This window comes from Photobacterium sp. (assembly GCF_033720175.1).
Lineage (GTDB): Bacteria > Pseudomonadota > Gammaproteobacteria > Enterobacterales > Vibrionaceae > Photobacterium.
This window is the reverse complement of record NZ_JAWWDA010000023.1, coordinates 46499-59377: the sequence shown is the minus strand read 5'-3', so window position 1 is coordinate 59377 and position 12879 is coordinate 46499. Positions and strand designations below refer to the sequence as shown.

The window sequence follows — 12879 nt, the reverse complement described above, 5'->3', positions numbered from 1 at the left end:
CTGTGACTTATTCTTTTATCTGTTTAAGATAAAACCTGTAGGGCTATCGCCAAGCGGTAAGGCAGCGGCTTTTGATGCCGCCATCCCCTGGTTCGAATCCAGGTAGCCCTGCCATATTTTACTTTGCGTTCTGACTGGTTTTCAGTTGAGTACGATAAGTATGCGGAAGTGGCGGAATTGGTAGACGCACCAGATTTAGGTTCTGGCGCCGCAAGGTGTGAGAGTTCAAGTCTCTCCTTCCGCACCATCTCTAGAAACCCACCTTTGGTGGGTTTTCTTTTGTCTGCTGTATAATTATGGCAGCAAAAACGTTTTTACAACCTAAAAAATGATCGTATCTCTCTGGTTGTTAAGCCGAATGTTTTATGACATTCGGCTTTTTCTTTTTCTTTCACAACGTATTACATTCCCATCGCGTATTTCAGTACCTGTTTTTTTATCGGTCCGGTATGCTCGGCTACTTTGAGGCCAATATTGCGGATTAGCGTGATCGGGAATAACGAGTTGCTGAAGGTGGCGTAGAATACGTCCATCCCGCCTTGCATCAGCAGGTTGTCAGGACGACGACGACATTCATACGCTTGCAGTACCGATGTTCGGGCCCACTCTTTTCCGGCTTTTTCTATTTCATGCAGCAATGCATCGACATCTTTAAAACCAAGGTTAACGCCCTGGCCGGCTAACGGATTGATGGTATGGGCGGCATCCCCCAGTAAAACGACGCCGGGTTTAAAATAGCGCTGAGCATGACGGCGGGTTAGCGGAAAACTTCCCCAATTGAGTACCTTGACGCCCCCTAGATCGGCAGGGAAATGCGTTTCAACCTCCGCTTGCAACTGCTGCTGAGACATTGAGCTTAACTGTTTAATTCGCTTAGGGCTGTCATACCAGACCAGCGAACCCTGATGGCCCGGCAGCGGTAAGAACGAGCGAGGGCCGCGAGGGGTAAACCATTGCCAGGTAATATCTTGTTGCGGCAACTCGGTTTCTACATTGATGAGCATGCAGTGCTGGCGATAGTCCCAGGCTGTGACCCCAATTCCTGCTTGCTGACGAACCTGTGAATTCGCCCCATCGGCCCCCACTAATAACGTAGTCTGTATCTGGCGACCATCATCCAGCTCGACCTGATAACCCTTTTCACAGGTATTTGAGTGAACCATACGTGCCGGACACAATAAGGTTAAGTTGGGGTAAGACGAAAATTGTTGCCACAGTCCAAGCTGAATAACCCGGTTCTCAACAATGAAGCCCAGCCGTTCCATCTTCATCTCGTCGGCATTAAACCGGATACGGCATTCTGGCTGATCCCAGGTTTCCAGACGCTTGAACGGGCAGACTCGCATCTGCATGATGCTGTCCCACGCGCCGAGGCGCGTCAGTAAGGCGACAGAATGGGGGGAGATGGCCGAGACACGCAGATCCATCGCTTGCTGTCGGTCAAACGATTCCGGAGCCTGTCCTTCTAAAACGGCGACGGTCAGCCCTTGCTGTGCTAACCCCAATGCGGTCGCGGCACCCACCATACCACCACCGGCAATCACTACATCAAACTGTTCCATGCTCATATCTCTTTGTTTGGCTGTCGCTATTCTACCTCGACTGTCTATTTATTCTAAGGGAAAGCGGGATATCTCCATAACCACATTTTATTCGGGGTGGTGATGATCTAGTCAGACAGAACGTAAAGCAGTACAATATGCGGCTTGCTATTGGTAACGGCCACAGAGAGCACAGTTACCAATAGCAACACAACGCTAGATGCAATGTTGAATGCAATGAATAAACACTACGAGCGAAGAGTTAGACATGGCTAAGAAACTGCTGATTAAAACCTGGGGCTGCCAGATGAACGAATACGATTCATCAAAAATGGCCGATCTTCTTAATGCTGCCAATGGCTTCGAGCTTACGGAAGTTCCAGAAGAAGCAGATGTTCTGCTGCTTAACACCTGCTCTATCCGTGAAAAGGCACAAGAGAAAGTTTTCCACCAGCTAGGTCGCTGGAAAACATTAAAAGATAAAAAGCCTGATCTTGTGATAGGCGTCGGTGGCTGTGTAGCAACTCAGGAAGGCGATTCAATTCGCAAGCGTGCGCCATTTGTTGACGTTATTTTTGGCCCGCAAACCCTGCACCGCCTGCCACAGATGATTAAGGATTCTCAATCTACTCACTCGCCGGTTATGGATATTTCTTTCCCTGAGATTGAGAAGTTCGATAACCTGCCCGAGCCCCGTGCTGATGGTGCAACCGCATTTGTATCGATCATGGAAGGTTGTTCAAAATACTGTACCTACTGTGTAGTACCTTATACTCGCGGAGAAGAAGTCAGCCGTCCACTCGATGACGTACTGTACGAAGTTGCACAGCTTGCTGAACAAGGTGTTCGCGAAGTCAACCTTCTTGGCCAAAACGTCAATGCCTACCGTGGTAATACCTATGAAGGTGAAATCGCCACGTTTGCCGAGCTGCTCCGTTTAGTGGCTGCAATTGATGGTATCGACCGTATTCGTTATACCACCAGTCACCCTATCGAGTTCACTGACGATATTATTGAAGTCTACAAAGACACGCCTGAGCTGGTTAGCTTCCTTCACCTGCCGGTGCAAAGTGGTTCAGACCGTATTCTGACAATGATGAAGCGTCCGCATACGGCCCTTGAGTACAAGTCAAAAATCCGCAAGCTGGTGAAAGCGCGTCCGGGCATTACGATCAGTTCTGACTTTATTGTTGCTTTCCCGGGAGAGAGCGATCAGGACTTCCAGGACACCATGAAGCTAATCCGTGAGATTGATTTTGATATGAGCTTCAGCTTTATCTTCTCTGCGCGTCCAGGTACGCCGGCAGCGGATTATCCGTGTGATCTGCCAGAAGAGGTGAAAAAACAACGCTTGTATGAACTGCAACAACAGATCAATACTCAGGCAATGCGTTACTCGCGCCAAATGCTTGGTACTGAGCAGCGTATTCTGGTTGAAGGTCCTTCGAAAAAGAACATCATGGAGCTTCGTGGCCGGACTGAAAACAGCCGAGTGGTCAACTTTGAAGGCTCGGCCGATCTCATCGGCCAGTTTGTTGATGTGAAGATCACTGACGTGTTCACCAACTCTCTGCGCGGAGAGCTGGTACGTACAGAAGCCGAAATGAACCTTCGTGTTGCGATATCACCGGCAGAGGTGATGGACAAAGCACGTAAAGAAGATGAATTGGGTGTTGGCGTATATACTCCGTAGTAAGACCTGCGTCTAACGTATGTCTGAACATAACCAGTAGGACGCATGCCCTGAAAAATATGGTTGCCCGCTCGCCGGGCGACCTCAATGAGAGGCAAATCTTGAGTAAAATTATCACTGTAGAGTTTAATCTGGAACCCGCCGACAACCAGCGCCTTTCCAGTCTTTGTGGCCCTTTCGACGATAATATCAAACAATTAGAGCGTCGTCTGGGGGTTGAAATCAACCACCGTAGCAACAGCTTCAGTGTTGTCGGGCTGCCCCATACCGCCCGACCGACAGCCGAAATCATCAAAAACCTGTATGTCGATACCGCCCCGGTTCGCAGTGGGTCGGCAAACACAACCACCCCGGATATTGAGCCGGATCAAATCCATTTAGCGATCAAAGAGTCGGGTGTTTTAGAGCAAAGCACAGAGTCTTCTATTCCTTACGGCAAAGAGATCCACATCAAAACCAAAAAAGGGTTGATCAAGCCGCGGACGCCGAACCAGGCTCAGTACATTGCCAACATGGTGACCCACGACATCACCTTTGGTGTCGGCCCTGCCGGAACCGGTAAAACCTATCTTGCCGTTGCTGCCGCCGTCGATGCACTGGAGCGTCAGGAAGTCCGCCGTATTCTACTGACTCGTCCAGCGGTTGAAGCCGGAGAAAAACTCGGCTTCCTGCCTGGTGATTTAAGCCAGAAAGTCGATCCGTACCTGCGTCCGCTCTACGATGCATTGTTTGAAATGCTCGGTTTTGAACGAGTCGAAAAATTAATTGAACGAAACGTTATTGAAGTGGCTCCATTAGCATATATGCGCGGGCGCACCTTAAATGATGCCTTTATCATTTTGGATGAAAGTCAGAATACCACGGTAGAACAGATGAAAATGTTCCTGACCCGTATCGGCTTTAATTCACGCGCCGTGATCACCGGTGACGTGACCCAGATTGATTTACCGCGGGGGGCACGTTCAGGCCTTCGTCATGCCATTGAAGTACTGGCCGATGTCGATGAAATAAGCTTCAACTTTTTCCTGGCCGATGATGTCGTACGCCACCCCGTTGTCGCACGTATCGTTCACGCTTATGAAATCTGGGAAAACGAAGATCAGAAACAAAAGAAACTGACTGAACAAAGGCACCGTGAACAACGTAGTCATCTTGACGAACAGCTAGCACAGCCGACAGTAACCCAAGCTACGCCCAACCAGGCTAAAACAGAACAGAGTAACTAATGGCAATTTATCTAGATCTGCAACACGCCACAGAAAGCCAAGAAGGCCTGCCTAGCGAGGTTGAGTTCCAGTGCTGGTTAGACGCCGCCGTCACACCATTTCAAGCTGATGCAGAAGTCACCATTCGTTTAGTTGACGAAGAAGAAAGCCATGCGTTAAACCATGAGTATCGCGGCAAAGATAAATCAACCAATGTATTATCTTTTCCATTTGATGCCCCTCCTGGAATAGAGCTGGATCTGCTAGGCGACTTAATTATTTGTCGTCAGGTTGTTGAAAAAGAAGCGGCTGAACAGAATAAACCGCTAAATGCCCATTGGGCACATATGGTTGTACACGGCAGTCTTCATCTGCTAGGTTATGATCATATAGAAGACGATGAAGCAGAAGAGATGGAGTCTTTGGAAACGGAAATTATGGTAAAGATGGGTTTTACCGATCCGTATGCCGAAGAAAAACTGTAACATCACAGATAGCCGTTGCCCGTTTGTATTGACGTGCAACATTTTCGTGGATGATTCCACTTAACTAACAAAGAAAACACTTTGCTGATAACTAATGAACGAAGATAACCCCCAAAATTCTGAAGGTCCGAGTAGAAAGTCCTTCTTTGAACGTATCGGTCAACTGTTTCAAGGCGAACCACAAAATCGCGAAGAGTTGGTCGAAGTATTCCGTGACTCGGAAGAAAACGATCTGATTGATCACGACACCCGAGACATGCTCGAAGGTGTGATGGAAATATCAGAGATGCGTGTTCGTGACATCATGATCCCGCGATCTCAGATCACAACCATTGAACGTTCTCAGAAGTTAGAAGATCTGATTGATTTAATTGTTGACGCCCAACACTCACGTTACCCTGTTATCAGTGATGACAAGGATCATGTCGAAGGTATTCTGCTGGCGAAAGATTTGCTGCGCTACCTGCTACCGACAAGTGAGCCATTCGACATGGAAAAAGTGCTGCGTCCGGCGGTTGTTGTGCCGGAAAGTAAGCGCGTCGATCGCCTGCTGAAAGAGTTCCGAGAAGAGCGCTATCACATGGCTATCGTTGTTGATGAATTTGGCGGGGTGTCAGGGGTCATCACCATTGAAGATATTCTTGAACAAATCGTTGGCGAAATCGAGGACGAATTCGACGACGAGGAAGAAGAGGATATTCGTCAGTTAAGTAAACATACCTATGCGGTAAAAGCACTGGCAACCATTGAAGACTTTAACAATTTATTCCAAACCACGTTCAGTGATGAGGAAGTGGATACCATCGGTGGCCTCGTGATGACCAGCTTTGGCCATTTACCTTCCCGCGGTGAAATTGTAGAGTTAGATGGTTATTCCTTTAAGGTGACTTCTGCCGATAACCGCCGGATTATCCAATTACAGGTAACGGTTCCCCACGAAGCGCATCAACCGACAACCACTCCTTAATGATGACAAAAAAATCATTCCACTCGTTGGGACGGCTGTTTCTGGCCGTTCCGGCCGGTGCACTCGCCACACTCTCATTTGCACCCTATAACTACTGGCTGCTGGCCCCGGTCTCTATTGTTTTATTTCTCGGGTTATTGCAAAACCAGAGCACTAAGCGCTCAGGTTTAATCGGTTTTTTATGGGGTTTAGGGCTATTCGCCACCGGGATCAGCTGGGTACATGTCAGCATTGACACCTTTGGCGGAATGCCAAAGATTGCCAGCCTCTTTTTAATGCTGTCACTGATCAGCTACCTGGCCTTATATCCCGCCGCTTTCGGCGCCTTGTATAACCGCTTTAACCGCAATCGTCCCTTCCACCAGCTGCTGTTAAGCGGGCCGGTGATCTGGCTGTTGCTGGACTGGCTCCGAGGATGGGCATTCACAGGGTTTCCCTGGTTATGGATGGGCTACGGCCAAATCAACAGCCCGTTAGCAGCCATTGCCCCTGTATTGGGCGTTCAGGGGATCACCCTGGCACTGGTCTTGGGCTGTGGTGGTTTTGTCGCGGCCGGGTGTAGTCGTAACTGGAGGCCCTTGCTGGTTCCGGCTATGCTCACGGGACTGATCTGGCTGGCGGGTTCCGTTCAGTGGGTCAGCTCCGATCCCGAAAAAAATGTTGAGGTCGCCCTAATTCAGGGCAATGTACCGCAAGAGCTCAAGTGGCTGCCCAGCCAGCGCTGGCCGACCCTGATGAAATACACCGATCTCAGCCGCGAGAACTGGGATGCGGATCTGATTGTCTGGCCTGAAGCGGCAATCCCGGCCTTAGAAGCGCACTTGCCAACCTTTTTACAGAACCTCGACAGTGCTGCGCGCAGTAATAACAGCACCGTCATCACCGGTGTTCTCGACCAAAAAGAAGGCGGCGAATATTTTAATAATATTCTTGCACTAGGGATCAATACCGACGGTCCATATCAGTACGATAAAGCCACCCGTTACAGCAAGCACCACTTATTGCCTTTCGGTGAATTTGTCCCGTTTGGTGATCTGTTGCGCCCTATCGCACCGCTTTTTAACTTGCCGATGTCTTCATTCAGTCGCGGTGACTTCGTTCAGCCAAACCTCGAAGCTAACGGGTACTCCATTGCACCAGCCTTGTGCTACGAAATCGCCTTCAGCGAACAAGTCAGACAAAATGTGAACATTGATACTGATCTACTACTGACCCTCTCTAATGATGCCTGGTTTGGCACCTCGATAGGGCCATTCCAGCATATGGAAATCGCTCAGATGCGCGCTCTGGAACTTGGCAAACCCCTGCTGAGGGCAACCAACACCGGTGTAACCGCTATTGTCGACCATACAGGCCAAATAACCGACCAGCTGCCTCAATTTGAAACGGCTGTATTAAGAGCAACGGTAACACTGACTGAAGGGCTGACACCTTATACAACGCTGGGCAACTGGCCTTTGTATTTTTACGTGCTGTGGTCGCTGACACTGTCAGCGATCCTGATAAGGCGCCGTGAAGGGGGATTCCGGGATAATCGACCGCAAGAGACTAAATAGAAATTGAAATTAAAAAGGCGAAGATTAACCATTCGCCTTTTTTGCATACTCCCTTTAACGACAATCTGTTTGACGACCTCTTACCGACATAAAGCATTGCTCAATAGACACAAATGCAGAAGTATCGACCAGGGCAATCTATTGACACCGAAATATAACCCTGCCGTATGTCGCGTTTTCAAGTTAACCTTTTGAAATAGAAAATTCTTTTTTAGATCTCCCCCCGAATTCTCATTGTTCCGTCTGCACAACAACTATTAATTGTGAAAAGTTGAATTTGAACAACTACCTACCTCACAATAATAATTAACCAAGGACGAAAGATGAGAATCATACCTACCGCGCTGGCTGTGCTAATCGCCAGCAGCCCAGTTTTCGCTCAAAACAACGAGCCTCTAACCGATCAGATCATCGTCAAATACCGTACCGACAGTCCAATGATGCTTGCCGAAGTATCGGCCAGCAACAGCGCCACTCAATTGCAGCAAATGGTTGATGCCGATGTACAGTATGTCCGACCCAGTGCTAACGACACCCATATTCTAAAAGTACCCGCTCAAAGCGACCTCAAAGCGGTTATCGAGCAACTGAATCAAAACCCCAATATTGAATATGCCGAGCCCGACCGGATCATGTGGCCGACCGCAATCCCAAATGATCCCGAGTACGTCAAACAATGGCACTATTCCTCATCGGTCAGCGGGATCAATCTACCTAAAGCGTGGGACCTCACCACCGGCGGTTCCGATGTTATCGTCGCCGTAATTGACACCGGCATACAGCCCGAACACCCCGACCTGATGAACAATCTGTTACCTGGCTATGACTTTATCAAGAATGCTGCAGCAGCGCGTGATGGCGATGGTCGAGATGCCGATGCGACAGATGAAGGGGATTGGCTAGTTGCAGGACAATGCGGTCAAAACTACCCGCCACGCGACAGAAATTCTTCCTGGCATGGTACCCATGTCGCCGGAACCGTTGCCGCCGAGGGCAATAACGGTCAGGGTGTCACTGGCGTTGCCTGGTCAACCAGCATTGTACCAGTACGTGTACTGGGCGCTTGCGGTGGCTACACCTCTGACATTACCGACGGTATGCGCTGGGCAGCAGGCCTACCGGTTGTAGGAACACCTGCTAACCCTTATCCGGCGAAAGTTCTGAACCTCAGCCTGGGTGGAAAAGGGGCATGTGGCATCACCTACCAACAGGCAATCAATGACGTCCGAACCAAAGGGGCTGCTGTCGTTGTGGCCGCCGGTAATGACAACCAGAATGTGCGCGGCTTTACTCCCGGCAACTGCCAAGGTGTCATCTCGGTCGCCTCCAACAATAAGACAGGCGACCGAGCCTTCTATTCCAACTACGGCTCCATGATCGATATTGCTGCTCCTGGTGGCGGCCGTTCCGGAGGTATTCTGTCAACCCACAACTCAGGGACAAGACAGGCCGATCTGCATACCTATAAACACTCCATGGGCACCAGCATGGCTGCCCCGCACGTTGCCGGTATCGCCGCTCTGATGTACTCATTGGATACCAGCCTGACACCGGATCAAATCGAGCAGTATATAACGGAAACGGCGCGCCCCTTTCCGGCAGGGAGTACCTGTAACACTACAAACTGCGGCGCAGGTATTACCGACACCTTCGCGGCTTTACAGCGCGTGAAAGGGATTAAGCCAGCACCTGGGCCTAACCCACAACCGGGCACCGTAGATTGCAGCGGTTTATCCGTATGGTCTGCGGGCAATGTGTACCTGGAAGGAGAACAAGCCCGGCAAAACGGCACCGCTTACCAAGCAAAATGGTGGAACCAGAACCAGTCACCAGCAGATAACGCTGCCGATTGGGGAGTCTGGACTCTGCTAGGCCAATGTAAGTAACCTCCCAACAGCGGGCCTTCCGGCCCGCTGTTTAATTTAATATGGTTGCTCTGTTTTAAGGGGATAACGGCTGACGAGTAAACTGAACGTGACCGCACTTAGAACAGGGTTCAATACGTTTCGCATGGGTGTAGATTTCATGGTGGCCACACTTTTCACATACCAGGTTTCCTAAGCCGACAATTTCACCGGCCTGATAGACCCCCTGATGCTGAAGATCGTCCATCACTTCACGCCATTCAAGCTGCGTTTTATCGGTAATTTCCGCTAATCCCTCCCAGATGGATTCAGACACCAACTTATAAAATGGGCTTTCCGAGAAAGGTTCGGGACTCTCCCTGACATTCCGTCCGAACTCTTCCAAATCTCGTTTTAAGTAAGCCGAAATCAGGGCCCATTCATCCTTGGTCATGTCGCTGGCAGCCTGACGGTACTTTGCCGTGATTTCACCCCAGTGCTTAAGCTCTTCCGGACTATGCTTCAGGGTTTCCGTAATTTGCTCCAGCAGCGCTTCATATTCCTTTTTTTGCTTAGCCATGAATCACCTCCATACCAATAATCCCCACCGTATTAAGCCATTACACACTCAATGTTTTGATACGAACGGTGCCCCCTCTACCCAAGCTAGCTGAAACGCGCATCTTGAGATCACTTAGGTATATAAGGTAATCATAGGCTGATTATCGACAGGTACACCGCAAACTTCCGGCTAAAACCAACAATTAATACTCCGAATTGGCCTCAGCTATTGTTGACACCTTTACCTTTAGTTATTCTATGTCGATTATATTGACTGTGTTTGTACTCAACTCACAAAATCCTGGATGTCATCGATGCAAGAACAATATCGCCCGCAGGACATTGAACAGAAAGTTCAAGAACATTGGGACAACAACAAGACCTTTGTTGTAAGTGAAGACCCTAATAAAGAAAAATTCTACTGTCTCTCCATGTTCCCGTACCCAAGTGGTCGACTTCACATGGGTCACGTTCGTAACTACACCATCGGTGATGTTGTTTCTCGCTACCAGCGCCTGCAAGGTAAAAATGTAATGCAACCAATTGGTTGGGATGCATTTGGCCTGCCAGCAGAAAATGCGGCAGTCAAAAACAATACCGCGCCAGCACCATGGACTTATGAAAACATTGAGTACATGAAAAACCAGCTTAAATTGCTGGGCTTTGGCTACGACTGGAATCGTGAATTCGCCACCTGTACCCCTGAGTACTACCGTTGGGAACAAGAGTTCTTCACTAAGCTTTATAACAAAGGCCTGGTATATAAGAAAACGTCGTCTGTTAACTGGTGCCCGAATGACCAGACCGTTCTGGCAAATGAGCAGGTTGAAGATGGTTGCTGCTGGCGCTGTGATACCCCGGTAGAACAAAAGAAAATTCCACAGTGGTTCATTAAAATCACCGAGTACGCACAAGAGCTACTTGACGATCTAGACAACCTTGACGGTTGGCCTGAGATGGTGAAAACCATGCAGCGCAACTGGATTGGTCGCTCGGAAGGTGTTGAGCTCTCTTTCGCCGTTAATGGCGAAGATGCCCCACTAGAAGTCTATACCACGCGTCCAGATACTTTGATGGGCGTGACCTACGTCGGTATCGCTGCCGGTCACCCGCTGGCTGAAAAAGCGGCCGCCAGCAATCCAGACCTTGCTGCATTCGTTGATGAATGTCGTAACACCAAAGTTGCTGAAGCTGAACTTGCGACAATGGAAAAGAAAGGTATGGATACAGGCTTAAGAGCTATCCACCCTCTTAATGGACGTGAAGTGCCTGTTTTCGTCGCTAACTTCGTATTAATGGATTACGGCACAGGCGCTGTTATGGCCGTTCCGGCGCACGATCAGCGTGATTTCGAATTCGCAACCAAGTACGGTCTTGATATCGTTCCGGTTATCAAGCCAGAAGACGGTAGTGATCTCGATGTCTCTGAAGCGGCTTACACCGAAAAAGGGGTATTGTTCGGCTCTGGCGAGTTTGATGGCCTTAGCTTCCAGGCTGCTTTTGATGCCATTGCAGCCAAGCTTGAAGCGGAAGGTAAAGGTAAGAAGACCGTTAACTTCCGTCTACGCGACTGGGGGGTTTCTCGTCAGCGTTACTGGGGCGCACCTATCCCAATGGTCACAACAGCTGACGGTCAAGTTCACCCGGTACCCGCCGATCAGCTACCCGTGATCCTACCTGAAGATGTGGTAATGGATGGCGTAACAAGCCCAATCAAGGCAGACAAGTCATGGGCTGAAACAACATTCAATGGCGAGCCGGCACTTCGCGAAACCGATACCTTTGATACCTTTATGGAATCATCTTGGTACTACGCGCGTTACTGTTCACCACAAGCTGACGACATCCTGGATCCGGAAAAAGCAAACTACTGGCTGCCAGTAGATCAGTACATCGGTGGCATCGAGCACGCTTGTATGCACCTGCTGTACTCGCGCTTCTTCCACAAATTGCTACGTGATGCAGGCTATGTGACGTCGGACGAGCCGTTCAAGCAGCTACTTTGTCAGGGCATGGTACTGGCAGATGCATTTTACCATACCAACGACAAGGGAACGAAAGAGTGGATTGCTCCAACTGACGTGACTATTGAGCGTGACGCAAAAGGCCGTATCGAGAAAGCCGTTGATGACCAGGGCCGCGAAGTTGCTCACTCAGGCATGATCAAAATGTCTAAGTCGAAGAACAACGGTATCGATCCGCAAGAAATGGTCGACAAATACGGTGCAGATACCGTGCGGCTGTTCATGATGTTTGCAGCGCCTGCAGATATGACCCTTGAATGGCAGGAATCTGGCGTTGAAGGTGCAAACCGCTTCCTCAAACGTGTATGGAAGCTGGTTAATGAGCACGCTTCAAAAGGTGCAGCAGAAGCGGTAGACGTTGCTGCTCTGTCTTCAGATCAGAAAGCACTACGCCGTGATGTCCACAAGACTATCGCCAAGGTAAGTGATGATATTGGCCGTCGCCAAACGTTCAACACTGCAATTGCTGCAATCATGGAGCTGATGAACAAGCTGGCAAAGGCCCCTCAAGAATCAGCACAAGATCGCGCGCTGCTTGATGAAGCACTGAAAGCTATCGTGACAATGCTCTACCCGATGACCCCGCACATTTGTTTTGAAATGTGGGAAGCGTTAGGCGAGACTGACATTGATCACGCGGTATGGCCGGTTGCTGACGAGAAGGCACTTGTTGAAGACGAGAAGCTAATCATTGTTCAGGTTAACGGTAAGCTACGTGCCAAACTGACCGTAGCGGCAGATGCAACCAAAGAACAAGTTGAGGAGCTTGCGCTAAACGATGAGCGTGTGACCAAGTTCACCGCAGAGGCAACCATCCGTAAAGTGATTTACGTTCCAGGTAAGCTACTCAACATTGTTGCCAACTAGCTTTCACGTAAACAAGAGTAACAACTAAAAAGCCTTAAGATATGATCCCCGCTCAGGCGGGGATCTTTCTGCCGCGCTATTGATTGAACCTGTAATGGCAGCTTTTGTCTTCATTGAGACGGTCATTATTGCAATC

The 12879-nt window shown here is 49.4% G+C and carries 9 protein-coding genes and 2 tRNA genes; 9 read left to right on the top strand and 2 right to left on the bottom strand.

What is annotated here, in order from left to right; translation table 11 throughout:
- Window positions 1-39: 39 nt before the first annotated feature.
- Both R3289_RS19330 and R3289_RS19325 read left to right on the top strand, forming a co-directional pair.
- Window positions 40-114, top strand: a tRNA-Gln gene (locus tag R3289_RS19330).
- A 48-nt stretch (window positions 115-162) separates the two neighbouring features.
- Window positions 163-247, top strand: a tRNA-Leu gene (locus tag R3289_RS19325).
- Window positions 248-401: 154 nt separating this feature from the next.
- On the opposite strand, the gene R3289_RS19320 is transcribed toward R3289_RS19325, so the two are convergent.
- On the bottom strand, window positions 402-1562 hold the full coding sequence (locus R3289_RS19320; protein WP_318927513.1) for a 2-octaprenyl-3-methyl-6-methoxy-1,4-benzoquinol hydroxylase: 1161 nt from the start codon (window positions 1560-1562) through the stop codon (window positions 402-404).
- Window positions 1563-1809: 247 nt separating this feature from the next.
- On the opposite strand from R3289_RS19320, the gene miaB reads away from it, so the two are divergent.
- The 6 genes from miaB (at window position 1810) to R3289_RS19290 (ending at window position 9333) form a co-directional block, all read left to right on the top strand.
- Window positions 1810-3234 (top strand): tRNA (N6-isopentenyl adenosine(37)-C2)-methylthiotransferase MiaB, encoded by a 1425-nt coding sequence (gene miaB / locus R3289_RS19315; RefSeq protein ID WP_318927512.1) that lies wholly within the window; start codon window positions 1810-1812, stop codon window positions 3232-3234.
- 98 nt (window positions 3235-3332) lie between these two features.
- Entirely contained in the window at window positions 3333-4460 is a 1128-nt protein-coding gene (locus tag R3289_RS19310) for a PhoH family protein (protein ID WP_318927516.1), read from the top strand.
- The gene (gene ybeY, locus R3289_RS19305; RefSeq protein WP_318927511.1) at window positions 4460-4924 is read left to right on the top strand and encodes an rRNA maturation RNase YbeY; all 465 of its coding nucleotides are present in this window, start codon (window positions 4460-4462) and stop codon (window positions 4922-4924) included. The genes R3289_RS19310 and ybeY overlap by 1 nt, the downstream gene beginning before the upstream one ends.
- Window positions 4925-5018: 94 nt before the next feature.
- Window positions 5019-5891, top strand: a complete 873-nt coding sequence (corC, locus tag R3289_RS19300) for a CNNM family magnesium/cobalt transport protein CorC (protein ID WP_318927510.1) — start codon at window positions 5019-5021, stop codon at window positions 5889-5891.
- A 2-nt stretch (window positions 5892-5893) separates the two neighbouring features.
- Window positions 5894-7447, top strand: a complete 1554-nt coding sequence (lnt, locus tag R3289_RS19295) for an apolipoprotein N-acyltransferase (protein WP_318927515.1) — start codon at window positions 5894-5896, stop codon at window positions 7445-7447.
- A gap of 323 nt (window positions 7448-7770) precedes the next feature.
- The gene (locus R3289_RS19290; RefSeq protein WP_318927508.1) at window positions 7771-9333 is read left to right on the top strand and encodes a S8 family serine peptidase; all 1563 of its coding nucleotides are present in this window, start codon (window positions 7771-7773) and stop codon (window positions 9331-9333) included.
- A 55-nt stretch (window positions 9334-9388) separates the two neighbouring features.
- Here the strand turns inward: R3289_RS19290 and R3289_RS19285 are convergent, their stop codons facing one another.
- Window positions 9389-9871, bottom strand: a complete 483-nt coding sequence (locus R3289_RS19285; RefSeq protein WP_318927507.1) for a zinc ribbon-containing protein — start codon at window positions 9869-9871, stop codon at window positions 9389-9391.
- Window positions 9872-10166: 295 nt separating this feature from the next.
- Here R3289_RS19285 and leuS point away from each other — a divergent pair, with 295 nt between their 5' ends.
- Window positions 10167-12743, top strand: coding sequence for a leucine--tRNA ligase (gene leuS, locus R3289_RS19280; protein WP_318927506.1), 2577 nt, complete (start codon window positions 10167-10169; stop codon window positions 12741-12743).
- Window positions 12744-12879: the final 136 nt, after the last annotated feature.

What these genes read in the sequence shown, in the direction of transcription:
- R3289_RS19320 (WP_318927513.1), bottom strand. Translation starts at nt 1,562, where the DNA reads ATGGAACAGTTTGATGTAGTGATTGCCGGTGGTGGTATGGTGGGTGCC.
- miaB (WP_318927512.1), top strand. Translation starts at nt 1,810, where the DNA reads ATGGCTAAGAAACTGCTGATTAAAACCTGGGGCTGCCAGATGAACGAA.
- ybeY (WP_318927511.1), top strand. Translation starts at nt 4,460, where the DNA reads ATGGCAATTTATCTAGATCTGCAACACGCCACAGAAAGCCAAGAAGGC.
- corC (WP_318927510.1), top strand. Translation starts at nt 5,019, where the DNA reads ATGAACGAAGATAACCCCCAAAATTCTGAAGGTCCGAGTAGAAAGTCC.
- lnt (WP_318927515.1), top strand. Translation starts at nt 5,894, where the DNA reads ATGACAAAAAAATCATTCCACTCGTTGGGACGGCTGTTTCTGGCCGTT.
- R3289_RS19290 (WP_318927508.1), top strand. Translation starts at nt 7,771, where the DNA reads ATGAGAATCATACCTACCGCGCTGGCTGTGCTAATCGCCAGCAGCCCA.
- R3289_RS19285 (WP_318927507.1), bottom strand. Translation starts at nt 9,871, where the DNA reads ATGGCTAAGCAAAAAAAGGAATATGAAGCGCTGCTGGAGCAAATTACG.
- leuS (WP_318927506.1), top strand. Translation starts at nt 10,167, where the DNA reads ATGCAAGAACAATATCGCCCGCAGGACATTGAACAGAAAGTTCAAGAA.